The sequence below is a fragment of the Streptomyces sp. NRRL F-6492 genome, from assembly GCF_001280125.1.
Lineage (GTDB): Bacteria > Actinomycetota > Actinomycetes > Streptomycetales > Streptomycetaceae > Streptomyces.
Genome location: NZ_LGEG01000226.1, coordinates 12,736 through 38,177 on the forward strand (window position 1 = coordinate 12,736; position 25,442 = coordinate 38,177).

Below are 25,442 nucleotides of genomic sequence, written 5' to 3' on the forward strand. Positions count from 1 at the left end.
ACATTGTCGCCGGGGTACCCCTGCACGACGCCGGACGGGATGGATAGGGTCCGGCCCATGGGACACCGCGGCGGAGTGAACGCGTACGCGGCCCGGACGCGCAGGCGCGTACGCCGGGCCCGCGTCGCGCTGCGCAAATCCGGCGTCGACTACTTCCGCGGGGACGGCGCCGACTGGATCGCCTTCGCCGGACTCCTCCTGATGATCCCGGCCATCGCCTTCGGCACCCTGGTCGACCCCGTCTGGTGCGCGCCCACCGCGCTCGCCCTGCCCATCGTGGCCGGCGGCCTGCTGCTGCGCCCCGCCAGCCTGCTCGGCCTGTACGCGGCCGCCGCGGGCGCCCTCATCGTCGAGTCCGTCGTCCTCGGCCCGTACACCCAGGGCCCCGCCCGGGTCACCCCCGGCACCGTCCTCGTCGTCGCCGCCTGCGGCCTCTTCGGGCTCCTCATCGCCCAGTTCCGGGCCCGCGTCGGCGTGCCCTGGCGGCGCGGCGGCACCATGCTCTTCGACCTGCGCGAACGCATCCGGGTGCAGAGCGCGCTGCCCCGGCTCCCGCAGGGCTGGCACCGCGAGATGGCGCTGCGCCCGGCCGGCGGTCAGTCCTTCTCCGGGGACTTCGTGGTCGCCGCCCGCACCCACGGCGGCCGCACCCTGGAGGTCGTCCTCACCGACGTCTCCGGCAAGGGCATGGACGCCGCCTCCCGCTCCCTGCTGCTCTCCGGCGCCTTCGGCGGCCTCCTCGGCTCGCTCCCGCCGCACGGCTTCCTGACCGCCGCCAACGGCTACCTGCTGCGCCAGAACTGGGACGAGGGCTTCGCCACCTCGATCCACCTCGTCCTCGACCTGGAGTCCGGGGACTACGAGCTCTACTCGGCCGGCCACCTGCCCGCCCTCCAGCTCCACGCGGGCAGCGGACGCTGGGAGGAGAAGGAGGCCGAAGGACCCCTCCTCGGCGTCTACGACGGCGCCGAGTTCCACCCGGCCAAGGGCTCCCTGCGCCCCGGCGACGTGCTGATGCTCTTCACCGACGGCCTCGTCGAGGCCGCCGACCGGGACATCGCCGAGGGCATCGACCGGCTCACCGGCGAGGCCGACCGCTGTGTCACCGACGGCTTCGACGGCGTCGCCTGGGACCTCATCGAGGCCGTCGCCAAGGACGTCAACGACGACCGGGCCCTGCTCCTGATCAGCCGCCGGTCCCCCTGAGAGCGCCTCCGGACGCGCACGGACACGGGGACGGCCCCGGACCCTCCCGCGCGGGGAGGCGTCCGGGGCCGTCCGGGATCCGGGGCGGTCAGCCCGGCTTCGCCGCCCCACCCCTGCGGAAGGCCCAGGCCATCTCGGGCTCCGTCACCCACTTCAGCGCCTTGCGCACCGGGGGCGTGCAGAGGAGGGTCATCACCGCCAGGGCGACCAGGGTGACCGCCACCCGGCCCGGGGCCGTGGTGAGCCACGGGTGGTCCTCGAAGAGCCCCAGGTATCCGGCGCCCCGTATCAGGAAGCCGTGCAGGACGTAGCCGCAGATGGTGCCGGCCCCGAGGGCCGTGAACCAGCGCCGGGTGCCCGGGACGAGGGACAGGAACGCCGCGGCCAGCACCAGCGTGCCGAGGAGGAGGACCGCGACCAGGAACACGCCCCACCCCACGTCGGCGCCCATCTCCTGCACGCTGCGGGAGCGGTAGAACCAGTTGAGGTGGAAGGCCGGCGCCCGCCAGTAGAAGAACGGAACCGCGGCGACGAGCACGACCGCCGAGACGATCCGCACGGGCCGCCGCCGCAGGAGGGCGAAGTGCTCCGGCTCCATGCTCAGGCCGATCACGAAGTACGGCAGGAGCTGGAGCACCCTGGCCAGGTCCAGGGGCGCGCCGACGGCCGGAGTGACCGACGCGAGTCCGGCGATCACCAGGGAGGTCGCCACCGGCCACCGCACGACCCGCCAGAACGGGGTGGTCAGCCGCCAGACGAACAGCGCGATCAGGAACCACATCAGATAGGTGGGGCGCAGCAGGCTGAACGGCCGGAAGGCACCGGTGCCCCACCGGGTGAACAGCGTGTACGCGACCTCGAAGAAGAGGTACGGCACGGCGACGCCGGTGAGCAGGCGCCTGAGCTGGTCGGGCCGGCCGGTGTAACTGCGCGAGAGATAGCCGGATATCAGTATGAACACCGGCATGTGGAAGGCGTACACCAGCATGTAGAGCCCGCGGGTGGCCCGGCTCCCCTCGATCACCGCGGGCCAGAGGTGACCCATGACGACGAGCAGGATCGCGAGGTACTTCGCGTTGTCGAAGTAGGGATCGCGCACGGTGGGCCCGCGCGCGGGCCCGCTCCGCGGCGCGGTCGCGGGGGCCGTGGGTGTCCGCTCCGCTTCCCGGCGCCCGGAGAACGGAGCCCTGACGCTGTTCTGTGTGGCGGAGGACATCGGGGAACCCTAGCCACGTCCTCACGCCGACTGAACCCCGTGCGCAACAAAGGGCATTCGACGCAAAAAGGCCTTTAAGTGCTCTTGTGCCGCCGATTAATACGCCCTACACCCGGGTAAAACGGGCTTGGTTGTACGGTTGTGCCTTTTCTCTCCCTTACCCGCCGCCGGGGGCCCTCCGCGACCCGGCGGTTCGTCACCGGGCGGCGTGGGCAAGGGGGTTGATGGCACCATGGGAGCGGCGGGGGGCGCGGACGACGCGAGGCCTCCGGACGGCAAGGCGGGACCGACCGAGGGTGTGATCAGTTGTGGCCATTTCACTGTCTGTGGTGTTGCTGTTGGCGATCATCATGGTGGTGTTGATCCGCGGGGGAAGCCTCAAGGCCGGCCCCGCCGTGGTCGCGGTCCTCTTCGGCTTCTTCCTCGCCTCCACCGGCATGGCCGACGACATCCAGCGCTTCCTGGACTCGATAACGCAGACCGTCGCGTCCATCAAGTTCTGAGGACGCCCCCTCGGAAACGACACGGGGCCCGGACCGCGAGAAGCGGTCCGGGCCCCGGGCCATGTGGAGCGGGTGACGGGAATCGAACCCGCGTAGCTAGTTTGGAAGACTAGTGCTCTACCATTGAGCTACACCCGCACAGCATCGCGCCGCAGGTCACGAGGACCGCGGCACGAAGAGCATGGTACCGGGTCCGGGGCCCTCTTCGCACACCCCGTGGAAAGAGGGGCGCCGCAGAGTCTCCGTCCATGTACCCTACGTGTCGCACCGACGGGGTGTGGCGCAGCTTGGTAGCGCGTCCGCTTTGGGAGCGGAAGGCCGTGGGTTCAAATCCCGCCACCCCGACCATGACGACCACGTGCCCGTCCCGGGCGTTCTTGATCATGTTGTGGGCGTCCTCCCGCTTGCGGTTACTATGCAAGCTGCGTGCCCGTGTGTCTCTCTGACCGGGCCGATCGGCCGGACCCGCCCCGCGCGGCCCGGCTGAATCCAGGAATCAGCCACAAGGAGACCGAACCGTGAAGAGCGCCGTGGAGACCCTGAACCCGACCCGGGTTCGGCTCACTGTCGAGGTGCCCTTCGAGGAGCTCAAGGACAGCCTCGACGCGGCGTACAAGAAGATCAACCAGCAGGTCACGGTCAAGGGCTTCCGCAAGGGCAAGATCCCGGCTCGCGTGATCGACCAGCGGTTCGGCCGCGGCGCCGTGCTGGAAGAGGCCGTCAACGACGCGCTCCCGAAGTTCTACACCGAGGCCGTCAACGAGGCCGAGGTCAACCCGCTCGGCCAGCCCGAGGTCGACATCACCGAGCTGAAGGACGGCGAGCTGCTGGCCTTCACCGCCGAGGTCGACATCCGTCCGGCGATCGAGATCCCGGACTACTCCGGCATCGAGGTCACCGTCGACCCGGTCGAGGTCACCGACGAGGACGTCGAGAAGTCCGTGGAGCAGCTCCGCGAGCGCTTCGCCTCGACCTCCCCGGTCGAGCGCGCCGCCCAGGACGGCGACGTCGTCACCATCGACCTGGAGGCCAAGGTCGAGGGCGAGGTCCTCCCCGACGGCGTCGCGAGCGACGTCTCGTACACCATCGGCTCCGGCGAGCTGCTCGACGGCATCGACGAGGCCGTCAAGGGCCTGGAGGCCGGCGGCGAGACCACCTTCACCTCGCAGCTGAAGGGCGGCTCCGCCGAGGGCAAGGACGCGGAGGTCACCGTCAAGGTCACCGCCGTCGCCGCCCGCGAGCTCCCCGAGCTGGACGACGACTTCGCGCAGCTGGCGTCGGAGTTCGACACCCTCGACGAGCTCAAGGCCGACAGCCGCAAGCGCCTCGAGAACATGAAGCAGTTCGACCAGGCCACCCAGGCCCAGGAGCGCGTCCTCGACGAGCTCCTCAAGCTGGTCGAGGTCCCGATGCCCGAGAAGCTCCTCGAGGACGAGATCAACACCCGCAAGCACAACCTGGAGCACCACCAGCTCGGCCAGATGGGCATCGACCTCGCGAAGTACCTGGAGATCCAGGGCAAGACCGAGGAGGAGTTCCTGGCCGAGACCAAGGAGCAGGCCGAGAAGGGCATCAAGACCCAGTTCATCCTCGACGAGCTGGTCAACCGGGAGAAGCTTGACGTCTCCCGCGAGGAGCTCACCGAGCACCTGTTCCGCCGTGCCGCCTCCTCCGGCATGAGCCCCGACCAGTTCGCCCAGGCCGTGGCCCAGGGCGGCCAGGTGCCGATGCTCGTCGGCGAGGTCGCCCGCGGCAAGGCCCTCGCGGTCGTCGTCGAGGCCGCCAAGGTCGTCGACACCAACGGCGAGGTCGTCGACCTCTCCGACGACGAGGACGAGACCGCCGAGACCGCCGTCGAGGCGGCCGAGGGCGCCGAGGCCGAGGCCTCCGAGGAGAAGTAAGCCCGGAGCGGCGCGGGGGCCCGACCCCCGCGCCGAACCGCTCCGCGGGCCCGTGCGCACAGCTGTGCGCACGGGCCCGCGGACGTACCGGGACCCCGTGACGCGCCCCCAACTACCTTGCGCTCCCAGCGAACAGTTCGGGAACCGGGATGGCGTTGTCCCACCTGCGCGTTAGGGTCCATGAATACGAGGGCAGTGCCTTCTGAACGAGACGCGGAGACGGCCCGGGGCCGTCGGAGACGAGCAGGTGGATACGTGACGAATCTGAAGCCTTACGCCGCGGGTGAGCCGTCCATCGGTGGCGGCCTCGGCGACCATGTCTACAACCGGCTGCTCGGCGAGCGCATCGTCTTCCTCGGCCAGCAGGTCGACGACGACATCGCCAACAAGATCACCGCACAGATGCTCCTCCTGGCCGCCGAACCGGACAAGGACATCTACCTCTACATCAACAGCCCCGGTGGCTCGGTGACGGCCGGCATGGCCGTCTACGACACCATGCAGTACATCCCGAACGACGTCGTCACCATCGGCATGGGCATGGCGGCCTCCATGGGACAGTTCCTGCTGACCGGCGGCACCGCCGGCAAGCGCTTCGCGCTGCCGAACACCGACATCCTGATGCACCAGGGCTCCGCCGGCATCGGCGGCACCGCCTCGGACATCAAGATCCAGGCCGAGTACCTCCTGCGCACCAAGAAGCGCATGGCCGAGATCACCGCGCACCACTCCGGCCAGACCGTCGAGGCGATCATCCGCGACGGCGACCGCGACCGCTGGTTCACCGCGGAGGAGGCCAAGGAGTACGGCCTCATCGACGAGATCATCTCTGCCGCCTCGGGCGTTCCGGGCGGCGGCGGCACGGGCGCCTGAGCCCCGCCGGCCCGCTCAAGAGCCCCAGCCCACCGAACGCCACCAGGACGGTGAACACCCAGATGCAGAACAACCTCTCCCCGAGCGGCCTCCACACCGGCGCGCCGATGGACAACCGCTACGTCGTGCCGCGCTTCGTGGAGCGCACCTCGCAGGGCGTGCGCGAGTACGACCCGTACGCGAAGCTGTTCGAGGAGCGCGTGATCTTCCTCGGCGTGCAGATCGACGACGCCTCCGCCAACGACGTCATGGCGCAGCTCCTGTGCCTGGAGTCGATGGACCCGGACCGCGACATCTCGATCTACATCAACAGCCCCGGCGGTTCCTTCACCGCGCTCACGGCGATCTACGACACGATGCAGTTCGTGAAGCCGGACATCCAGACGGTCTGCATGGGCCAGGCGGCCTCCGCCGCGGCCGTGCTGCTCGCCGCCGGCACCCCCGGCAAGCGGATGGCCCTGCCGAACGCCCGCGTGCTGATCCACCAGCCCTCCGGCGGCACCGGCCGCGAGCAGCTCTCCGACCTGGAGATCGCGGCCCGCGAGATCCTGCGCATGCGCAGCCAGCTGGAGGAGATGCTGGCCAAGCACTCCTCGACCCCGATCGACAAGATCCGCGACGACATCGAGCGCGACAAGATCCTGACCGCCGAGGACGCCCTCGCGTACGGTCTCGTCGACCAGATCGTCTCGACCCGCAAGAGCACGGCCTCCGCCGAGCGCTGACGCCCGACCTTCCCCTGACACGGTTCGCGTGGCCGAATCGCGACCATGTGAACCGTGCCAAGGGGGGCCCGAACGGGGGGCCCGGCAAGGTACCGTCGAATATGAGGCACCAGGAGTCGCCGAACCAAGCGGCTCCCAGGCGAAGGGGAAGCACCTCGTGGCACGCATCGGTGATGGCGGCGACCTGCTCAAGTGCTCGTTCTGCGGAAAGAGCCAGAAGCAGGTGAAGAAGCTCATCGCGGGACCCGGTGTGTACATCTGCGACGAGTGCATCGACCTCTGCAACGAGATCATCGAGGAAGAACTCGCGGAGACGAGCGAGGTGCGCTGGGAGGAACTCCCCAAGCCCCGCGAGATCTACGAGTTCCTCGAGGGATACGTCGTCGGGCAGGAGCCCGCGAAGAAGGCCCTCTCGGTCGCGGTGTACAACCACTACAAGCGCGTCCAGGCCGGCGAGAACGGCGGCGCGCAGGGCCGTGACGACGCCATCGAACTGGCGAAGTCCAACATTCTGCTGCTCGGCCCCACGGGCTCCGGGAAGACGCTGCTCGCGCAGACCCTGGCCCGCATGCTCAACGTCCCGTTCGCCATCGCCGACGCGACGGCGCTCACGGAGGCCGGCTACGTCGGCGAGGACGTCGAGAACATCCTGCTGAAGCTGATCCAGGCGGCCGACTACGACGTCAAGAAGGCCGAGACCGGGATCATCTACATCGACGAGATCGACAAGGTCGCCCGCAAGAGCGAGAACCCGTCGATCACGCGGGACGTCTCCGGCGAGGGCGTGCAGCAGGCCCTCCTGAAGATCCTGGAGGGCACCACCGCCTCCGTGCCGCCGCAGGGCGGCCGGAAGCACCCCCACCAGGAGTTCATCCAGATCGACACGACGAACGTGCTCTTCATCGTGGGCGGCGCCTTCGCCGGCCTGGAGAAGATCATCGAGTCGCGGGCGGGCGCCAAGGGCATCGGCTTCGGGGCGACCATCCGCTCCAAGCGCGAGATCGAGGCGAGCGACCAGTTCCAGGAGGTCATGCCGGAGGACCTGGTGAAGTTCGGGATGATCCCCGAGTTCATCGGCCGTCTCCCCGTCCTCACCTCCGTCCACAACCTGGACCGCGAGGCGCTCCTCCAGATCCTGGTCGAGCCGCGCAACGCGCTGGTGAAGCAGTACCAGCGCCTCTTCGAACTCGACGGCGTGGAGCTGGACTTCGACCGCCCGGCCCTGGAGGCCATCGCCGACCAGGCGATCCTCCGCGGCACCGGCGCCCGCGGCCTGCGCGCCATCATGGAGGAGGTCCTCCAGTCGGTGATGTACGAGGTCCCGTCCCGCAAGGACGTGGCCCGGGTCGTCATCACGGCCGACGTGGTCCGCGACAACGTCAACCCGACGCTGGTCCCGCGGATCGTGAAGAACGACGGCAGGCACGAGAAGTCGGCCTGACGCCGGACGGACGACGATGAGGGGGTCCCGCCCGAAGGCGGGACCCCCTCACGCGTGCGCGGGACCGTCCGGTCAGAGCTTGACGCGAACTTCCTTGCGGAGCTTGGCGGTGGTGGCGGCCGCCTCCTCGGCGGAGCCGCCCGCGCCGGTCATCATGGAGGCCATGTCGACCGGGACCACGAAGCCCACGGTGCTGTGGTCGGCCCAGACGCACATGGTGATGGCGAACGCGGGCGTGCCCTTGCCGGTGTCGGCCTTCGTCTTGGCCTGCTGGCACTTCAGGACCGCGCCGTCGAGCCCCGCCGGCTCGTACGCCTGCGGGCTGCCCTCCAGCTGGGGCACGTCGGGCTTCCCCGCGTCCTTGTCGGCCTCCACCTTGGCGGCGGCGAAGATGGTGTCGACGACCTTCTCGGGGTCCTCGATCTCGCCGTAGAGGCCGTTGAAGGAGAGCATCTTGCTCGCCAGCGGGTTCGCCTTGTTCTCCACCTGGTAGGAGGCGCCGACCTCCTTGGCGTTCTTGACGCCGTTCTTCTCGGCCTCCTTCAGGGAGCTCTTCTCGGACGAACTCCCCTTGTCGGGCATCTTCTTGTACTCGCCGAGCACCGTGTCCGGGGTGATCAGCTTGTGCGGGCCGTCGTTCGCGACCGAGGAACCGCCGCCGCCGACCACGAAGTACGCGCCCACGGCGATCGCCGCGACCACGGCCACCGCGCCGACGATCCAGCCCGCCTTGGACTTCTTCGGGGCCGGCGGGGGCGGCGGGAAGCCGCCGGGGCCCTGGGGGCCGCCGTACGGGGGCTGCTGGCCGTACGGGCCGGGCTGCTGCTGCGGGTAGCCGTACGGGGGCTGCTGCGGCGGGACGCCCTGCGGGGCCTGCTGGGGGTATCCGTAGCCGGGCTGGGCACCGTACGGCCCCGGCTGCTGCGGCTGCTGGCCGTAGGGGCCCGGCTGGCCGTAGGGCCCGGGCTGCTGGGGCGGCTGGCCGCCGTACGGGCCCGGCTGGTTGTAACTCATGGACAGGTTCCCCTCACAGGATGTTTATGCCTGCCGAACATCCTGGCGGAACCGTCGGACACTCGGTGCGGCGGGGGCCACACCGTTACCGAACCAAAGCGTTTCAGGACAGGGACGAGACACCCCTAAACTGACCCCGTGACCGAGAACACTCAGCAGCAGACAGCGCCCACCACCGAACTGCCGACCCAGTACGCGCCGGCCGAGGTAGAGGGGCCGCTGTACGAGCGCTGGGTGGAGCGGGGGTACTTCGAGGCGGACGCGAAGAGCGAGAAGCCGCCGTACACGATCGTCATCCCGCCGCCGAACGTCACCGGATCGCTCCACCTGGGCCACGCCTTCGAGCACACGCTGATCGACGCCCTCACCCGCCGCAAGCGGATGCAGGGCTACGAGACGCTGTGGCAGCCGGGCATGGACCACGCCGGCATCGCCACCCAGAACGTCGTCGAGCGCGAGCTCGCCAAGGAGGGCAAGTCCCGCCACGACCTGGGCCGGGAGGCGTTCGTCGAGCGCGTCTGGCAGTGGAAGGCCGAGTCCGGCGGCCAGATCTCCGGCCAGATGAAGCGCCTGGGCGACGGCGTCGCCTGGTCCCGCGAGCGGTTCACCATGGACGAGGGCCTGTCCCAGGCCGTCCAGACCATCTTCAAGAAGCTCTACGACGACGAGCTGATCTACCGCGCCGAGCGCATCATCAACTGGTGCCCGCGCTGTCTGACGGCCATCTCGGACATCGAGGTCGAGTACCAGGACGACGACGGCGAGCTCGTCTCCATCCGCTACGGCTCCGGTGACGCGGAGATCGTCGTCGCCACCACCCGCGCCGAGACGATGCTCGGCGACACCGCCGTCGCCGTCCACCCGGACGACGAGCGCTACCGGCACCTCGTCGGCACCGAGATCGAGCTGCCGCTGACCGGCCGCCGCATCCCGGTCGTCGCCGACGAGCACGTCGACCCCGAGTTCGGCACCGGCGCCGTCAAGGTGACCCCGGCGCACGACCCCAACGACTTCGAGATCGGCCAGCGCCACGGCCTGCCGAACCTCGCCGTCATGGACGAGCGCGCGGTCATCACCGCCCACGGCCCCTTCCAGGGCCTGGACCGCCTGGAGGCCCGTTCCGCCATCGTCGCCGCGCTGCGCGCCGAGGGCCGGATCGTCGCCGAGAAGCGCCCGTACACCCACTCCGTCGGCCACTGCTCGCGCTGCAAGACCACCATCGAGCCGCGCCTGTCGATGCAGTGGTGGGTCAAGGTCGGCCCGCTCGCGCAGGCCGCCGGCGACGCGGTCCGCGACGGCAAGGTCAAGATCCACCCGCAGGAGATGGAGAAGCGGTACTTCGACTGGGTCGACAACCTGCACGACTGGTGCATCTCGCGCCAGCTGTGGTGGGGCCACCGCATCCCCGTCTGGTACGGCCCGAACGGCGAGGTCGTCTGCGTCGGCCCCGACGAGCAGCCGCCGGCCGGCGAGGGCTGGCACCAGGACACCGACGTCCTGGACACCTGGTTCTCCTCCGGCCTGTGGCCGTTCTCCACGCTCGGCTGGCCGGAGCGGACCGAGAGCCTGGCGAAGTTCTACCCGAACTCCGTCCTGGTCACCGGCTACGACATCCTCTTCTTCTGGGTCGCCCGGATGATGATGTTCGGTCTGTACGCGATGGACGGCACCCCGCCGTTCCACACCATCGCCCTGCACGGCATGGTCCGTGACCAGAACGGCAAGAAGATGTCGAAGTCCTTCGGCAACGTGGTCAACCCGCTGGACTGGATGGACGAGTACGGCTCCGACGCCGTCCGCTTCACCCTGGCCAACGGCGCCAACCCGGGCGTCGACGTCCCGATCGGCGAGGACTGGGTCAAGGCGTCCCGGAACTTCGCCAACAAGATCTGGAACGCGACCCGCTTCGCGCTCATGAACGGCGCGACGATCGAGGGCCCGCTGCCGGACGCCTCGGAGATGTCGGCGACCGACCGCTGGATCCTGTCCCGGCTGAACAAGACGGTCGCCCAGGTCGACGCGCTCTACGAGGACTACCAGTTCGCGAAGCTCAGCGACGCGCTCTACCACTTCGCGTGGGACGAGGTCTTCGACTGGTACGTCGAGCTGTCGAAGACGACGTTCTTCGCGGGCGGCGAGCAGGCCAAGGTCTCCGGCCGGGTCCTCGGCGAGGTCCTGGACGTCATGCTGCGGCTGCTGCACCCGATCGTCCCGTTCGTCACCGAGGCCCTGTGGACCACGCTGACCGGACGCGAGTCCGTCGTGATCGCCGACTGGCCGAAGGACTCGGGCTTCCGGGACGAGGCCGCCGAGAAGGAGATCGAGAACCTCCAGCAGGTCGTCACCGAGGTCCGCCGCTTCCGCGCCGACCAGGGCCTCCAGCCCGGCCAGAAGGTCCCGGCCCGTCTGGAGCTCGGCGGCACCGCGCTCGCCGCGCACGAGGCCGCGATCCGTCAGCTGCTGCGCCTCCAGCCGGAGGGCGAGGACTTCTCCGTCACCGCCTCCCTGCCGGTCGCCGGGGCCACCGTCGCGCTCGACCTGTCGGGCACGATCGACGTGGAGGCGGAGCGCAAGCGCCTCACGAAGGACCTCGCGGCGGCCGAGAAGGAGAAGGCGCAGGCGAACGGCAAGCTCGGCAACGAGGCGTTCCTGGCGAAGGCCCCGGACAACGTGGTCGACAAGATCCGCACCCGCCTCGCCAAGGCGGACGAGGACATCGCCCGCATCCAGGCCCAGCTGGCGAACCTGCCGCAGGCCTGACCCGTACGGACGAAGGGGCCCGGAACCGATCGGTTCCGGGCCCCTTCGCGCGCGTACCCCGTCCGGCCCCTTCGCGCGCGTACCCCGTCCGGCTCCTCCGCCGGTGTCCCCCTTCCGGCTTCCGGGTGACGTGCCCCATCTCATAGCGGGCCGGGGTCCGGGACCTTGGATGATGGAAGGCATGCTCCGTCTCCCCGCCGTCCCCGCGCTGCGCCGTCGCGCGGAGCGGTGGACGGGCTCGCCCCGCGCCCTCGACGCCGTCGCCGCGCTCGGCGCCTTCGGCCTCATGGTCCTGGACGTGCCGGGCCTCGCCCGCGAGGACAACTCCCTCACCGGCGTCACCGCCACCCTGGCCCTCGCGGCCGGCGCGGCCACGCTGGTCCTCCGGCGCCGGCTGCCCTGGCTCCCGTACCTGGTGGCGCTCGGCCTGATGGGCTGGCTGCACGAGCTCACCATGGTCCAGTTCGCGCTGTACTCGATCGGCCGGTTCCGGGGCCGGCGGGCCGCCGTCGCCGCGACCGCGCTGTACGTCGCCGTCGCGTACGCCCTCTTCCAGACGCCCGGCCGGCACCTCCACGGCTACACCCTGAGCGACTTCCTGAGCGTCGTCGTCCCGATCGGGGTCCTCGCGGCGGGCGTCGGCATCGCCGCGTACCGGCACGACCTCGTCCGCGCCCTGGAGACCGAGCGCCGCGAGGCCGCCGCCCGGCAGGCCGTCCAGGAGGAGCGGATCTCCGTCGGCCGGGACGTCCACGACCTGGTCGGCCGCGAGCTCACCGTCCTCGCGGTGCGGGCCGAGGTCCTCGCCGTACGGGCCAGGGGCGAGGACGGCCGGCGGGACTTCGAGGAACTCGCGGACACCGCCCGGCGCGCCCACCGGATGCTCAACGAGACGATCGTGCGGCGCGCCGACCGGGACCCGGCCACCACCGGCCTCGACGGACTCGCCGTCCTCGCCCGGGAGAGCGGGCGGATGGGCAGCCCCGTGGAGCTGACGGTCGCCGAGGAGGCGGAGGCGCTGTCGCCGCTGCGCCGGACGGCCGTCCACCGGGTCGTCCGGGAGTGTCTGACGAACGCCGCCAAACACGCGCCCGGCCTGCCCGTGACGGCCGTGATCGCGGTGGAGGGGGCCGGCCTGCGGATCGAGGTGCGCAACCCGCTGCCGTCCGCGCCGCCGGAACGGGCCCCCGTCTCGACCGGCACCGGCCTGCTCTCCATGGAGGAACGGGTCACCAGCATGGGCGGCGCGCTGACGGCGGGACCGGAGGGCGGGGAGTACGTGGTGCGGGCGACGCTTCCGGCGGGCCTCGACCACCGGACGACCAGCGGGCCGTCCACGACCCCGTCCGGGCCGCTCCGTAGACTGGCCCCGTGAGTGAGCCCCGCGATCCGTCCGACACGCCCGACGACCCCGACGCTTTCGACGAGATCGTCGACAACGAGACCACACGCGATCCCGACCTGGCGGTGATCGAGGCCGGCAGCCGCACCCTGCGCGCCCAGGCCGGACCGCCCCAGGGCGACCCCGTGCCCGGCCGCCCCGAGGACCCCGAGCTCGACGAGGCGCTGCGCGAGGTCGAGACCGAGCTGTCCACCCGCTGGGGCGAGACCAAGCTGGAGCCCTCGGTCACCCGGATCGCGGCCCTGATGGACGTCCTCGGCGAGCCGCAGCGCGCGTACCCCACCATCCACATCACCGGCACCAACGGCAAGACGTCGACGGCCCGCATGATCGAGGCCCTGCTCGGCGCCTTCGAGCTGCGCACCGGCCGGTACACCTCGCCGCACGTGCAGACCATCACCGAGCGGATCAGCCTCGACGGCGCCCCGATCTCCGCCGAGCGGTTCATCGAGACGTACCGGGACGTCGCGCCGTACGTGGAACTCGTCGACGCCCGGGAGGAGTACCGGCTCTCCTTCTTCGAGGTCCTCACCGGCATGGCGTACGCGGCCTTCGCCGACGCCCCGGTCGACGTGGCCGTCATCGAGGTCGGGATGGGCGGCACCTGGGACGCCACGAACGTCATCGACGCCTCCGTCGCCGTCGTCACCCCCATCGACCTCGACCACACCGACCGGCTCGGGGAGACGACCGCCGAGATCGCGTCCGAGAAGTCCGGGATCATCAAGCCGGGCGCGACCGTCGTCCTGGCCCAGCAGCCGGTCGACGCGGCCCAGGTCCTCCTGAAGAAGGCCGTCGAGGCGGACGCCACCGTGGCCCGCGAGGGCATGGAGTTCGGCGTCACCTCCCGCGAGGTCGCGGTCGGCGGCCAGCTCCTCACCCTGCGCGGACTCGGCGGCGAGTACGACGACGTCTTCCTGCCCCTGCACGGCGCCTACCAGGCGCACAACGCGGCCGTGGCGCTCGCGGCCGTCGAGGCCTTCTTCGGCATCGGCGCCCAGCACGCCCGCACCCTCGACGTGGACACGGTCCGCCGGGCGTTCGCACGGGTGGCCTCGCCCGGCCGCCTGGAGATCGTCCGCTCCTCCCCGACGGTCGTCCTGGACGCCGCGCACAACCCGCACGGGGCGAGGGCCACCGCCGAGGGCATCAGCGAGGCCTTCGGCTTCTCCCGGCTCGTCGGCGTGCTCTCCACGAGCGCCGACAAGGACGCCAAGGGGGTCCTGGAGGCCTTCGAGCCGATCCTCGCGGAGGTCGTGATCACCACGAACTCCAACCCGCGGGCCACCGACGTGGACGCGCTCGCCGCGATCGCGGTCGAGGTCTTCGGCGAGGACCGGGTCGTCGTCGAGCCGCGGCTGCCCGACGCCATCGAGGCGGCGATCACCCTCGCGGAGGAAGAGGCCGAGTACGGCGGCGCGGGTGTCCTCGTGACCGGTTCGATCTTCACGGTCGGCGACGCCCGGCTGCTGCTCCGGAGGGGCTGAATCCCATGCGCACGCTCTGTTCCTCGACGCTCATCGGCGAGTTCTTCGTCATCGGCTTCGCCGGGCTCGTCGCCATGAAGGACGACACCCTGGCGATGTCCACCGTCTGGTGGGTCTGCGGGATCGGGATGGTCCTCTCGGTGCTGCTGTGCGGGACGGTCACCCGGCCCGGCGGCGTCCAGCTCGGCTGGGCGCTCCAGATCGGCCTGATCGCCAGCGGCTTCTTCGTCCCGGTCATGTTCTTCCTCGGGGCGGCCTTCGCCGCCCTGTGGTGGGCCTCCGTCCACTACGGCCGGAAGGTCGACGAGGTCAAGGCCCGCTGGGCCGCGGCGCAGACCGCCCAGGGCCCGGCAGAGCCTGACGCTGCGTAATCGGGGCACGTGCGGGCCCTGTAGCCTCGGAGGCCCGCACACCGCTTTTCCCGAAGGAGCCCCCCGTGAGCCAGCGCACGCTCGTCCTGCTCAAGCCCGACGCCGTCCGCCGCGGCCTGGTCGGCGAGATCATCGGCCGCATCGAGCGCAAGGCCGGCTGGACCCTCGCGGCCCTGGAGCTGCGCGAGCTGGACCAGGAGACGCTGGAGCAGCACTACGGCGAGCACAAGGGCAAGCCCTTCTACGAGCCGCTGATGGGCTTCATGGCCTCCGGCCCCGTCGTCGCGCTCGTCGTCGAGGGCGAGCGGGTCATCGAGGGCGTCCGGCAGCTCGCCGGCCCGACCGACCCGATCGCCGCCGCGCCGGGCTCCGTCCGGGGCGACTTCGGCACCATCGTCCGTGAGAACCTGATCCACGCCTCGGACTCCGAGGAGTCGGCCCTCCGCGAGCTGAAGATCTTCTTCCCGGGTCTCGTCTGATCCGTACTCCGTCTGCTCCGGGTCCCTTTTGATCCGGTGTCAGCCGAAAGCACCACCCCGGTGGGGCGACCGAAGGAATTTCGGTCGCCCCCAGGCATATGAACGACAAACCCGGGAACGGATCGCCGCATCCTGCCGTCACCTGTACAGAGGTGGACCACCGCGCGGCATCCGGGCGGGCAGCACTACGATGGAAAACTCCACGCCGCACCACCCTCAGCCATGGGAAATCAAGGGGAACTCAATGTCGTTCATCGGCCGTGACATGGCTGTCGACCTCGGGACCGCCAACACGCTGGTGTACGTCAGGGGTCGAGGCATCGTTCTGAACGAGCCGTCCGTCGTCGCCATCAACACCAACACCGGCGGCATCCTCGCGGTCGGTGCCGAGGCGAAGAAGATGATCGGCCGGACCCCCGGCAACATCGTCGCCGTCCGCCCGCTCAAGGACGGCGTGATCGCCGACTTCGAGATCACCGAGCGGATGCTCCGCTACTTCATCCTCAAGATCCACAAGCGCCGCTACCTGGCCCGCCCCCGGGTCGTCGTCTGCGTGCCCTCCGGCATCACCGGAGTGGAGCGCCGCGCCGTCATCGAGGCCTCCACCCAGGCCGGCGCCCGCCAGGTGCACATCATCGAGGAGCCCATGGCGGCGGCCATCGGTTCGGGCCTCCCCGTCCACGAGGCCACCGGCAACATGGTCGTGGACATCGGCGGCGGCACCACCGAGGTCGCCGTCATCTCCCTCGGCGGAATCGTCACGGCACAGTCCATCCGGGTGGCCGGCGACGAGCTGGACAACGCGATCATCCAGCACATCAAGAAGGAGTACTCGCTCCTCCTCGGTGAGCGCACGGCCGAGCAGATCAAGATCACCATCGGCTCCGCCTACGACCTGGAGAAGGACGAGCACACCGAGATCCGCGGCCGCGACCTCGTCTCCGGTCTGCCCAAGACCGTGGTCATCTCCGCCGCCGAGGTCCGCAAGGCCATCGAGGAGCCGGTCAACGCGATCGTCGACGCGGTGAAGACCACGCTCGACAAGTGCCCGCCGGAGCTGTCCGGTGACGTCATGGACCGGGGCATCGTTCTCACCGGTGGCGGCGCTCTGCTGCGCGGCCTCGACGAGCGCCTCCGCCACGAGACCGGCATGCCGATCCACATCGCCGAGGACCCGCTGGACTCGGTGGCGCTCGGCTCCGGCAAGTGCGTGGAGGAGTTCGAGGCCCTCCAGCAGGTCCTCGACGCGCAGCCGCGCCGCTAGCACCACGGGCCGGGTCGGTGCGGTAGAACTGCCGCACCGACCCCCGCACACCCCGCGCACCACGGAACAACGGAACAGACGAACCACGAGGAAAGGCACGGCCGCCGCACGTGAGGGACACACGAGAGAGCCGGCTGCTCCTGGTACTGCTGATCGCCATCGCGTTCGCACTGATCACGGTGGACATCCGCGGCGGCCAGGAGTCACCCGTCGACGGGGCCCGGCAGGCCGCGGCGGCGGTCTTCGGGCCGGTCGAGAACGGTGTGGCCGCCGCCGTCGACCCCGTAGGCAACGCCATAGGCGCGGTACGGGACTCCGGCGAGCGGCACACCCGGGTCGCCGCCCTGGAGAAGGAGAACGCCGAACTCAAGGCGAAGCTCGGCAGCGACGACCGCAACCGCAACCGGCTGAACGAGCTCGACACCCTGCTCAAGACCGCCGGAGCCGGCCAGTACGGCATCAAGGGCGCGCAGGTCGTCGCCATAGGAGCGGCCCAGGGCTTCTCCTGGACCGTCACCATCGACGTCGGCGCGCGCGACGGCATCCGGCGGGACATGACGGTGCTCAACGGCGCCGGACTCGTCGGCCGGGTCACCACCGTCGGCCCCTCCACCTCCACGGTCCTCCTCGCCAACGACCCCGACTTCACCGTCGGCACCCGCATGGAGAAGAGCGACGAGCTCGGCTTCGCCACCGGCCAGGGCAACAGCCCGCTCCGCGTCCAGCTCCTCAACGGCAAGGCCAAGGTCAAGCCCGGCGACCGGCTCGTCACCTTCGGCTCGCGCGCCGACAAGCCCTTCGTGCCCGGCGTCCCGGTCGGCGAGATCGTCCGCGTCGACCCGGCGGGCGGCGGCCTGACCCGCAACGTCTACGTCCGCCCGTACGTCGGCTTCACCAAGCTCGACATCGTCGGCGTCGTCGTCCAGGCCCCGCGCTCCGACCCGCGCGACGCGGTCCTGCCGCGGAAGCCCGGACCCGCGCCGACCGTCACCGTCACGGCCACGCCGAAACCGACGGGCAGCGGGCAGCCGGAACGGGAACAGGCACAGAACCAGGATCAGAACCAGGCCGGTCAGAACCAGAACCAGGGGGACACGACACCATGAAGTTCAACCGGATCCTCCTCTCCGCCGCACTGATCGTGGTCGCCCTGGTCGTCCAGGTCTCCGTCCTCGCCCGCCTCCAGCTCCCCGGCGCCGTCCCCGACCTCGTCCTCCTCACCGTCGTCGGCCTCGCCCTCGTCTACGGACACGTCAGCGGCGCCCTCATCGGCTTCACCGCCGGCCTCCTCGCCGACCTCGCGCCGCCCGCCGACCACGCCGCCGGCCGCTACGCCCTCGTGCTCTGCCTCATCGGCTACCTCGTCGGCCTGGCCCGCCCGGAGAACGGCCGGCTGACCTCCGCGGCCGGCCCCATGGCCGTCGTCGCCGTCGCGGCCGTCGGCTCCACGCTCCTCTACGCGGGCGTCGGCGCCCTCGTCGGCGACACCGCCGCCCGCCACGTGGGCCTGGGCTTCCTGCTGTTCACCGCGGCCCTGTACGACCTGCTCCTCGCACCCTTCGTGGTGCCGCTCGTCATGGCCCTGGCCCGCCGCGCCGAGAACGACCCGCTCGCCGACTCCGGCGGGGGCGCCGGCACCGACGTCGCCTCCGGCTGGCTCGCCTCCGGCACCGGCCTGAGCATCGGTGCCCAGCGCGGCGGCCTGCGCGTGAAGGCCGCCCGGAACCGGGCCGCACGGGCCGGACGCATCAAGGGAGTCAAGCGACTGTGACCGAGGGGGCAACGGCAGTATGAGCAACATCCCCGAGACCGGCCGGACCCCCCGGGTCCGGATCCGGCTCGTCGTCATCCAGATCCTCGTCTTCTCCCTGCTCCTCACCCTGGGGGGACGGCTCTGGTACCTCCAGATCCGCAACGGCAAGGAGTACACGGACGAGGCCAAGAACAACCACGTCCAGCAGGTCGTCCAGCCCGCCGTCCGCGGCTCGATCCTGGACGCCCGCGGCGTGCCGCTCGCCGACAACGAGACCCGGCTCGTGGTCTCCGCGTCCCGCACCGAGCTGATGAAGATGAAGGACGACGGCAAGGCCGTCCTCACCCGGCTCGCCGGGGTCCTCGGGATGAAGCCCGAGGACATCATCAACGCGATCCGGCTCTGCGACTCCAAGACCCCCAAGCCCTGCTGGAACGGTTCCCCGTACCAGCCGATCCCGGTCACGGACGAGGCCACCACGCAGCAGGCCCTGACGATCCGTGAGAGCTCGGAGGACTTCCCCGGCATCACCGCCGAGCCCACCGCCGTCCGCCGCTACCCGGCGCCGGGCAAGGCCCGCACCGCGCAGGTGCTCGGCTACCTCTCGCCCGTCACCGACTCCGAGATCGAGAAGGCCAAGGACACCGACTCGCCCTTCCTCCGCTCCGACCAGGTCGGCCGCTCCGGCATCGAGCGCACGTACGACAAGGAGCTGCGGGGCAAGGCGGGCGTGACCCGCTACGAGGTCGACAACCTCGGCCGCGTCATGGGCCAGGCCAAGGCCGACCCGGGAGTGGCCGGCTCCACCCTCGTCACCAGCATCGACGCCCGCGTGCAGGCCGTCGCCGAGTACGAGCTCCACGAGGCGATGAAGGTCGTCCGCAAGGAGACCGACAAGATCACCGGACGCAAGTACGAGGCCGACGCGGGCGCCGTCGTCGTCATGGAGACCAAGACCGGCCGCGTCGTCGCGATGGCCTCCCAGCCCGACTACGACCCCAACGCCTGGGTCGGGGGCATCTCCGCCACGGACTACTCCACCCTGACCAGCAAGAAGTCCAACTACCCGCTGCTCAACCGCGCCATCCAGGGCCAGGCAGCCGCCGGCTCCATCTTCAAGGTGATCTCGGCGAGCGCCGCCGTGCGGGCCGGCCACGACTTCAACGACAAGTACAACTGCAGCAGCTCCTACAGCCTCGGCAGCCGCAGCTTCGCCAACTTCGAGTCCCAGGGGCACGGCCCCATCACCCTCGGCGAGGCCCTCAAGTACTCCTGCAACACCGTCTTCTACGCCCTCGGCCACCAGGAGTGGCAGCGCGACGGCGGGATCAAGCCCAAGAAGGACGCGAAGGACTGGTTCTACCGCACCGCCCGCGACTTCGGGCTCGGCGCCGAGACCGGCATCGACCTGCCGAACGAGGTGACGGGCCGCATCCCCGACCGCCAGTGGAAGCAGAACTTCTGGGCGGCCAACAAGGACGTCTGGTGCAAGCAGGGCAAGAAGGGCGGCACCTACGTCCAGCAGATCGCCTACGAGAGCTGCCTCGAAGGCAACCAGCTGAAGGCGTACGACAGCATCAACTTCGCCATCGGCCAGGGCGACGTCCTCGTCACCCCCATCCAGATGGCCACCATCTACGCCGCCATCTCCAACGGCGGCACCCTCTACGACCCCACCGTCGGCAAGGCCGTGATCAGCCCCGACGGCAAGGAGGTCCGGGAGATCAAGCCCACGTCCCACGGCAGGCTCCCGGTCAACGCCCGGACCGTCAGCGACCTCGACAAGGGCCTGCGCTCCGTCGTCGAGCCCGGCGGCACCGCCGCCTGGCGGTTCGGCGGCTGGCCCCAGGACAAGATCCCGATGCGGGCCAAGACCGGCACCGCCCAGGTGTACGGCAAGCAGACCACCTCCTGGCTGGCCACCTACACCGACGACTTCACCATCGTCATGACGATCTCCCAGGGCGGCACCGGCTCCGGCGCCTCCGGCCCCGCCGTGCGCAACATCTACGACGCCCTCTACGGCCTCGACGACGAGGGCAACCAGGACCTCAAGCGGGCCCTGCTGCCGCAGCCGCAGAAGGCCCTGCCGAAGATCAACCGCTACGGCACCATCGACGCCCCCGCGATCAAGCCGTACGACCCCGCGTCGCAGAAGCCCGTTCCCGCCGGGGACGGCGACCCCGCGGGGGAGAACGACGGACAGCCGCCCCTCGCGGGGCCGCCGCCCGGCCGGAGGGACTGACCCGATGACGACCCGCACCAGCTTCTCCGTCTCCCGTTACGCCCCCCAGCGCGGGCCGCTCCTGAAGCTCACCGCCCGCGACTCCGTGCTGCGCCGCCTCGACTGGCCGATGCTGCTCGCGGCGCTCACCCTCTCCCTGCTCGGCGCCCTGCTCGTCTGGTCGGCCACCCGGGGCCGCACCCAGCTCAACCAGGGCGACCCGTACTACTTCCTCTTCCGGCACCTCCTCAACACCGGCATCGGCCTCGCCCTGATGGTCGGCACGATCTGGCTCGGCCACCGCACCCTGCGCGGCGCGGTGCCGGTCCTCTACGGCATCTCGATCCTGCTGATCCTCGCCGTCCTCACCCCGCTCGGCGCCACCATCAACGGCGCCCACGCGTGGATCGTGATCGGCGGCGGCTTCTCCCTCCAGCCCAGCGAGTTCGTCAAGATCACGATCATCCTGATCATGGCGATGCTGCTCGCGGCCAAGGTCGACGCGGGGGACCAGCTCCACCCCGACTACGGGACCGTCGCCAAGGCCCTCGTCCTCGCCGCCCTGCCCATGGGCATCGTCATGCTGATGCCCGACCTCGGCTCGGTCATGGTGATGGCGGTCATCGTCCTCGGCGTGCTGCTCGCCTCCGGCGCGTCCAACCGCTGGGTCCTCGGCCTGATCGGCACGGGCGTCCTCGGCGCGGTGCTCGTCACCGCGCTCGGCATGCTCGACGAGTACCAGATCAACCGCTTCGCGGCCTTCGCCAACCCCGACCTCGACCCGGCGGGCGTCGGCTACAACACCAACCAGGCCCGCATCGCGATCGGATCCGGCGGCCTCTACGGCACGGGCCTCTTCAAGGGGCACCAGACCAGCGGCCAGTTCGTGCCCGAGCAGCAGACCGACTTCATCTTCACCGTCGCGGGGGAGGAGCTGGGCTTCGTCGGCGCCGGCCTCATCCTCGTCCTGCTCGGGATCGTCCTCTGGCGCGCCTGCCGGATCGCCCGCGAGACCACCGAGCTCTACGGCACGGTCGTCGCGGCCGGCATCATCGCCTGGTTCGCCTTCCAGTCCTTCGAGAACATCGGCATGACCCTCGGCATCATGCCGGTCGCGGGCCTGCCCCTGCCGTTCGTCTCGTACGGCGGCTCGTCGATGTTCGCGGTGTGGGTGGCGATCGGACTCCTCCAGTCGATCCGCGTCCAGCGCCCGATGACCGCCTGATACCGGCCTTTCCCCCGCCACGCCGAGTAAGCGGGCCCACGGGCGGTTAGACGAGGGGTATGGCCGAGACGAAGCGCGAGATCGAGCGGAAGTACGAAGCCACGACGGGAACCGGCGTCCCCGACCTCACCCGGGTCCCGGACGTCGCGACCGTCGTCGACGAGGGCGTCGTGGAACTCGACGCCACCTACCACGACACCCCCGACCTGCGCCTGGCCGCCGACTCGATCACCCTGCGCCGCCGCACCGGCGGCTCCGACGAGGGCTGGCACCTGAAGTTTCCCGTCGCCGTCGGCGTCCGCGACGAGATCAGGGCCCCGCTCTCCGACGCCCTCCCGCCCGACCTGGCGGCCCTGCTGCGCTCCCGCGTCCGCGGCGGCGAGGTCGTGCCCGTCGTCCGCCTCCGCTCCGCCCGCGACGTCCACCGGCTCCTCGACGCCGACGGCGGCCTCCTCGCCGAACTCTCCGTCGACACCGTCCGCGCCCGGCGCCTGCCCGCGGGCCCCCGGGCCTCCTGGACCGAGATCGAGGTCGAGGCCGCCGACGACGCGGACCCCGCCATCCTCGACGCCGTCGAGAAGCGCCTGAGGAAGGCCGGCGTCCGCCCCGCGCACGCCCCCTCCAAACTGGCCAGGGCCCTCGCGGAGACCGACCCGGGGGAGGACCGCCCCGACGCCCCGCCGCCCTGCGGACCCGGCACCGCCGGAGCCGCCGTCCTCGCCTACGTACGGGAACAGGCCGAGGCGATCGTCGCGCTCGACCCCGCCGTCCGCCGCGACCTGCCCGACGCCGTGCACCAGCTCCGCGTCGCCTGCCGCCGCCTGCGCAGCGCCCTCAAGACGTACCGCTCCGTCCTCGACCGGGACGCCACCGACCCCCTCGGCGACGAACTCAAGTGGCTGGCGGGCGAGCTGGGCGTCGCCCGCGACCAGGAGGTGCTCGCCGCCCGCCTCCGCGCCCGGCTCGACGACGTCCCCCGGTCCCTGCGCCTCGGCCCGGTGAAGGCCCGGCTGCGGATCTGGGACACGGCCCGCACCCGGGACGCCCGCCGCAGGGCCGTCGCCGCCCTCGACTCCGACCGCCACCTCGCCCTCCTCGACCGGCTCGACGCCCTGCTCGCCGACCCGCCCCTGCGGAAGGCCGCCGCCCGCGACGCCGCGAAGGTCCTCCACCGCGCCGTCCGCAAGGACCACGCCCGGCTGGCCGCCCGCGTCGACCACGCCCTCTCCCTCGCCCCCGGCCACGAGCGCGACCTCGCCCTCCACGAGGCCCGCAAGGCCGCCAAACGCGCCCGCTACGCCGCCGACGCGGCCCGCCCCACCCTCGGGAAGCCCGCGAAGAAGCTCTCCAAACGTGTGAAGGAGGTGCAGTCCCTGCTCGGCGAGCACCAGGACGGCGTGGTCTCCCGCGCGACCCTCCACGACCTCGCCGCCCAGGCCCACGCGGCCGGCGAGACCGCCTTCACCTGGGGACTCCTGTACGGCAGGGAGGAGGCGGCGGCGGACGCGGCCGAGCGCGGCCTGCCGGAGGTCTGGGCGGGGGCCGCGTCCCTCTGACCCGGGGGCGTCGCGGGGCGGCTCGGGGCCACCGGGCACCGGGGTACGCTTGAGAGTCGCCCCCCTGCCCGCTCACGAAGGTTCGAGATGTCTGCTGCCGAGTCTGTCTTCCCGCAGCTCGAAGCCCTGCTCCCGCACGTGCAGAAGCCGATCCAGTACGTCGGCGGAGAGCTGAACTCCACGGTCAAGCCGTGGGAAGAGTGCGACGTCCGCTGGGCGCTGATGTACCCGGACGCGTACGAGGTCGGCCTGCCCAACCAGGGCGTCATGATCCTCTACGAGGTGCTCAACGAGCGCGAGGGCGTCCTCGCCGAGCGCACCTACAGCGTGTGGCCGGACCTCGAGGAGCTGATGCGCGAGCACGAGGTCCCGCAGTTCACGGTCGACAGCCACCGCCCGGTGGGCGCCTTCGACGTGTTCGGCCTGTCCTTCTCCACGGAGCTGGGCTACACCAACATGCTCACCGCGCTCGACCTCGCGGGCATCCCGCTGGAGGCGAAGGACCGGACCGTCGACCACCCCATCGTGCTCGCCGGAGGCCACGCCGCCTTCAATCCCGAGCCGATCGCGGAGTTCATCGACGCGGCGGTCATCGGCGACGGCGAGCAGGCCGTCCTCGACATGACCGCGATCATCCGCGCCTGGAAGGCGGAGGGCAGGCCGGGCGGCCGCGAAGAGGTCCTCTTCCGCCTCGCGAGGACCGGCAACATCTACGTCCCGCGCTTCTACGACGTCGAGTACCTCCCGGACGGCCGCATCGGCCGCGTCGTGCCCAACCGGTCCGGCGTGCCGTGGCGCGTCTCCAAGCACACCGTCATGGACCTCGACGAGTGGCCGTACCCCAAGCAGCCCCTCGTCCCGCTCGCGGAGACCGTCCACGAGCGCATGTCCGTCGAGATCTTCCGCGGCTGCACCCGCGGCTGCCGTTTCTGCCAGGCCGGCATGATCACGCGCCCCGTGCGGGAGCGAAGCATCACCGGCATCGGCGAGATGGTCGAGAAGGGCCTCAAGGCGACGGGCTTCGAGGAGGTCGGCCTCCTCTCCCTCTCCTCGGCGGACCACACCGAGATCGGTGAGATCGCCAAGGGCCTCGCGGACCGCTACACCGAGGACAAGGTGGGCCTGTCCCTCCCCTCGACCCGCGTGGACGCCTTCAACGTCGACCTGGCCAACGAGCTGACCAGGAACGGACGCCGCTCCGGCCTCACCTTCGCCCCCGAGGGCGGCTCCGAGCGCATGCGCAAGGTCATCAACAAGATGGTCTCGGAGGAGGACCTGATCCGGACCGTCTCCACCGCGTACGGCAACGGCTGGCGCCAGGTGAAGCTGTACTTCATGTGCGGCCTGCCGACGGAGACCGACGAGGACGTCCTCCAGATCGCCGACATGGCGATGAACGTGATCGCCGAGGGCCGCAAGGTCTCCGGCCAGAACGACATCCGCTGCACCGTCTCCATCGGCGGTTTCGTGCCCAAGCCGCACACCCCCTTCCAGTGGGCCCCGCAGCTCTCGGCCGAGGAGACGGACGAGCGCCTGCGCAAGCTCCGCGACAAGATCCGCGGCGACAAGAAGTACGGCCGCTCGATCGGCTTCCGCTACCACGACGGCAAGCCCGGCATCGTCGAGGGCCTCCTCTCGCGCGGCGACCGCCGCCTCGCCGGCGTCATCCGCGCCGTGTACGAGGACGGCGGCCGCTTCGACGGCTGGCGCGAGCACTTCTCGTACGACCGCTGGATGGCGTGCGCCGAGAAGGCGCTGCCCGAGCACGGCGTGGACGTCGCCTGGTACACGACCCGCGAGCGCACCTACGAGGAGGTCCTGCCCTGGGACCACCTGGACTCCGGTCTCGACAAGGACTGGCTCTGGGAGGACTGGCAGGACGCCCTCGACGAGACCGAGGTCGAGGACTGCCGCTGGACGCCGTGCTTCGACTGCGGCGTGTGCCCCCAGATGGACACGCACATCCAGATCGGCCCGACCGGCAAGAAGCTGCTGCCGCTGACGGTCGTGAAGTAGGAACTCCGGACGACGGCCCGGCGCGA

General features: G+C 70.8%; 20 protein-coding genes and 2 tRNA genes. 19 read left to right on the forward strand and 3 right to left on the reverse strand.

The window, feature by feature from the left end; all coding sequences use genetic code 11:
• Positions 1 to 57: 57 nt before the first annotated feature.
• Positions 58 to 1,206, forward strand: coding sequence for a PP2C family protein-serine/threonine phosphatase (locus tag ADL08_RS21550; RefSeq protein WP_199837055.1), 1,149 nt, complete (start codon positions 58 to 60; stop codon positions 1,204 to 1,206).
• An 88-nt stretch (positions 1,207 to 1,294) separates the two neighbouring features.
• On the opposite strand, the gene ADL08_RS21555 is transcribed toward ADL08_RS21550, so the two are convergent.
• A complete protein-coding gene (locus tag ADL08_RS21555) occupies positions 1,295 to 2,422 on the reverse strand; it encodes an acyltransferase family protein (RefSeq protein WP_053645458.1) in 1,128 nt (375 codons plus the stop codon).
• A 308-nt stretch (positions 2,423 to 2,730) separates the two neighbouring features.
• Between ADL08_RS21555 and ADL08_RS21560 the strand changes: the two genes are divergently transcribed.
• On the forward strand, positions 2,731 to 2,925 hold the full coding sequence (locus ADL08_RS21560) for a hypothetical protein (RefSeq protein ID WP_030210679.1): 195 nt from the start codon (positions 2,731 to 2,733) through the stop codon (positions 2,923 to 2,925).
• Between the two features lie 64 nt (positions 2,926 to 2,989).
• Here the strand turns inward: ADL08_RS21560 and ADL08_RS21565 are convergent.
• Positions 2,990 to 3,063: transfer RNA gene (locus ADL08_RS21565), tRNA-Gly, on the reverse strand.
• A 133-nt stretch (positions 3,064 to 3,196) separates the two neighbouring features.
• On the opposite strand from ADL08_RS21565, the gene ADL08_RS21570 reads away from it, so the two are divergent.
• From ADL08_RS21570 to clpX, 5 genes are all read left to right on the forward strand, one after another.
• Positions 3,197 to 3,273 (forward strand) — tRNA-Pro (locus ADL08_RS21570).
• Positions 3,274 to 3,443: 170 nt separating this feature from the next.
• The gene (tig, locus tag ADL08_RS21575) at positions 3,444 to 4,826 is read left to right on the forward strand and encodes a trigger factor (RefSeq protein ID WP_053645460.1); all 1,383 of its coding nucleotides are present in this window, start codon (positions 3,444 to 3,446) and stop codon (positions 4,824 to 4,826) included.
• A 255-nt stretch (positions 4,827 to 5,081) separates the two neighbouring features.
• Positions 5,082 to 5,699: an ATP-dependent Clp protease proteolytic subunit gene (locus ADL08_RS21580; RefSeq protein WP_053645462.1), complete on the forward strand. Its 618-nt coding sequence runs from the start codon at positions 5,082 to 5,084 to the stop codon at positions 5,697 to 5,699.
• A gap of 62 nt (positions 5,700 to 5,761) precedes the next feature.
• Complete coding sequence (locus tag ADL08_RS21585) at positions 5,762 to 6,424, forward strand: ATP-dependent Clp protease proteolytic subunit (protein ID WP_053645510.1); 663 nt, start codon at positions 5,762 to 5,764, stop codon at positions 6,422 to 6,424.
• A gap of 157 nt (positions 6,425 to 6,581) precedes the next feature.
• Positions 6,582 to 7,865: an ATP-dependent Clp protease ATP-binding subunit ClpX gene (clpX, locus tag ADL08_RS21590; RefSeq protein WP_030210686.1), complete on the forward strand. Its 1,284-nt coding sequence runs from the start codon at positions 6,582 to 6,584 to the stop codon at positions 7,863 to 7,865.
• Between the two features lie 72 nt (positions 7,866 to 7,937).
• Here clpX and ADL08_RS21595 read toward each other — a convergent pair whose 3' ends face one another.
• Positions 7,938 to 8,879 carry a hypothetical protein gene (locus tag ADL08_RS21595; protein WP_053645464.1) on the reverse strand — a complete coding sequence of 314 codons (942 nt, stop codon included), beginning with the start codon at positions 8,877 to 8,879 and terminating at the stop codon, positions 7,938 to 7,940.
• A 138-nt stretch (positions 8,880 to 9,017) separates the two neighbouring features.
• On the opposite strand from ADL08_RS21595, the gene ADL08_RS21600 reads away from it, so the two are divergent.
• From ADL08_RS21600 to ADL08_RS21655, 12 genes are all read left to right on the forward strand, one after another.
• Positions 9,018 to 11,639, forward strand: coding sequence for a valine--tRNA ligase (locus tag ADL08_RS21600; protein WP_053645467.1), 2,622 nt, complete (start codon positions 9,018 to 9,020; stop codon positions 11,637 to 11,639).
• 181 nt (positions 11,640 to 11,820) lie between these two features.
• The gene (locus tag ADL08_RS21605) at positions 11,821 to 13,014 is read left to right on the forward strand and encodes a sensor histidine kinase (RefSeq protein WP_107092019.1); all 1,194 of its coding nucleotides are present in this window, start codon (positions 11,821 to 11,823) and stop codon (positions 13,012 to 13,014) included.
• The gene (gene folC / locus ADL08_RS21610) at positions 13,011 to 14,528 is read left to right on the forward strand and encodes a bifunctional tetrahydrofolate synthase/dihydrofolate synthase (protein ID WP_053645470.1); all 1,518 of its coding nucleotides are present in this window, start codon (positions 13,011 to 13,013) and stop codon (positions 14,526 to 14,528) included. Before ADL08_RS21605 ends, folC begins: the two co-directional genes overlap by 4 nt.
• A gap of 5 nt (positions 14,529 to 14,533) precedes the next feature.
• Positions 14,534 to 14,899 carry a DUF4233 domain-containing protein gene (locus ADL08_RS21615; protein WP_053645472.1) on the forward strand — a complete coding sequence of 122 codons (366 nt, stop codon included), beginning with the start codon at positions 14,534 to 14,536 and terminating at the stop codon, positions 14,897 to 14,899.
• Positions 14,900 to 14,964: 65 nt separating this feature from the next.
• The gene (gene ndk, locus ADL08_RS21620) at positions 14,965 to 15,378 is read left to right on the forward strand and encodes a nucleoside-diphosphate kinase (protein ID WP_053645473.1); all 414 of its coding nucleotides are present in this window, start codon (positions 14,965 to 14,967) and stop codon (positions 15,376 to 15,378) included.
• Between the two features lie 244 nt (positions 15,379 to 15,622).
• Positions 15,623 to 16,642: a rod shape-determining protein gene (locus ADL08_RS21625; protein ID WP_053645475.1), complete on the forward strand. Its 1,020-nt coding sequence runs from the start codon at positions 15,623 to 15,625 to the stop codon at positions 16,640 to 16,642.
• A 110-nt stretch (positions 16,643 to 16,752) separates the two neighbouring features.
• Positions 16,753 to 17,748, forward strand: coding sequence for a rod shape-determining protein MreC (gene mreC, locus ADL08_RS21630; protein ID WP_053645477.1), 996 nt, complete (start codon positions 16,753 to 16,755; stop codon positions 17,746 to 17,748).
• Positions 17,745 to 18,413, forward strand: a complete 669-nt coding sequence (mreD, locus tag ADL08_RS21635) for a rod shape-determining protein MreD (RefSeq protein WP_053645479.1) — start codon at positions 17,745 to 17,747, stop codon at positions 18,411 to 18,413. The genes mreC and mreD overlap by 4 nt, the downstream gene beginning before the upstream one ends.
• A gap of 19 nt (positions 18,414 to 18,432) precedes the next feature.
• The gene (gene mrdA, locus ADL08_RS21640; RefSeq protein ID WP_053645481.1) at positions 18,433 to 20,640 is read left to right on the forward strand and encodes a penicillin-binding protein 2; all 2,208 of its coding nucleotides are present in this window, start codon (positions 18,433 to 18,435) and stop codon (positions 20,638 to 20,640) included.
• A 4-nt stretch (positions 20,641 to 20,644) separates the two neighbouring features.
• Entirely contained in the window at positions 20,645 to 21,844 is a 1,200-nt protein-coding gene (rodA, locus tag ADL08_RS21645; RefSeq protein ID WP_053645483.1) for a rod shape-determining protein RodA, read from the forward strand.
• 59 nt (positions 21,845 to 21,903) lie between these two features.
• Positions 21,904 to 23,400 carry a CYTH and CHAD domain-containing protein gene (locus ADL08_RS21650; protein ID WP_053645486.1) on the forward strand — a complete coding sequence of 499 codons (1,497 nt, stop codon included), beginning with the start codon at positions 21,904 to 21,906 and terminating at the stop codon, positions 23,398 to 23,400.
• 87 nt (positions 23,401 to 23,487) lie between these two features.
• Positions 23,488 to 25,416, forward strand: a complete 1,929-nt coding sequence (locus tag ADL08_RS21655) for a TIGR03960 family B12-binding radical SAM protein (RefSeq protein ID WP_053645488.1) — start codon at positions 23,488 to 23,490, stop codon at positions 25,414 to 25,416.
• Positions 25,417 to 25,442 lie beyond the last annotated feature (26 nt).

What these genes read in the sequence shown, in the direction of transcription:
- ADL08_RS21550 (WP_199837055.1), top strand. Translation starts at nt 58, where the DNA reads ATGGGACACCGCGGCGGAGTGAACGCGTACGCGGCCCGGACGCGCAGG.
- ADL08_RS21555 (WP_053645458.1), bottom strand. Translation starts at nt 2,422, where the DNA reads ATGTCCTCCGCCACACAGAACAGCGTCAGGGCTCCGTTCTCCGGGCGC.
- ADL08_RS21585 (WP_053645510.1), top strand. Translation starts at nt 5,762, where the DNA reads ATGCAGAACAACCTCTCCCCGAGCGGCCTCCACACCGGCGCGCCGATG.
- ADL08_RS21595 (WP_053645464.1), bottom strand. Translation starts at nt 8,879, where the DNA reads ATGAGTTACAACCAGCCGGGCCCGTACGGCGGCCAGCCGCCCCAGCAG.
- ADL08_RS21605 (WP_107092019.1), top strand. Translation starts at nt 11,821, where the DNA reads ATGCTCCGTCTCCCCGCCGTCCCCGCGCTGCGCCGTCGCGCGGAGCGG.
- ADL08_RS21615 (WP_053645472.1), top strand. Translation starts at nt 14,534, where the DNA reads ATGCGCACGCTCTGTTCCTCGACGCTCATCGGCGAGTTCTTCGTCATC.
- ADL08_RS21625 (WP_053645475.1), top strand. Translation starts at nt 15,623, where the DNA reads ATGTCGTTCATCGGCCGTGACATGGCTGTCGACCTCGGGACCGCCAAC.
- mreD (WP_053645479.1), top strand. Translation starts at nt 17,745, where the DNA reads ATGAAGTTCAACCGGATCCTCCTCTCCGCCGCACTGATCGTGGTCGCC.
- mrdA (WP_053645481.1), top strand. Translation starts at nt 18,433, where the DNA reads ATGAGCAACATCCCCGAGACCGGCCGGACCCCCCGGGTCCGGATCCGG.
- rodA (WP_053645483.1), top strand. Translation starts at nt 20,645, where the DNA reads ATGACGACCCGCACCAGCTTCTCCGTCTCCCGTTACGCCCCCCAGCGC.
- ADL08_RS21650 (WP_053645486.1), top strand. Translation starts at nt 21,904, where the DNA reads ATGGCCGAGACGAAGCGCGAGATCGAGCGGAAGTACGAAGCCACGACG.
- ADL08_RS21655 (WP_053645488.1), top strand. Translation starts at nt 23,488, where the DNA reads ATGTCTGCTGCCGAGTCTGTCTTCCCGCAGCTCGAAGCCCTGCTCCCG.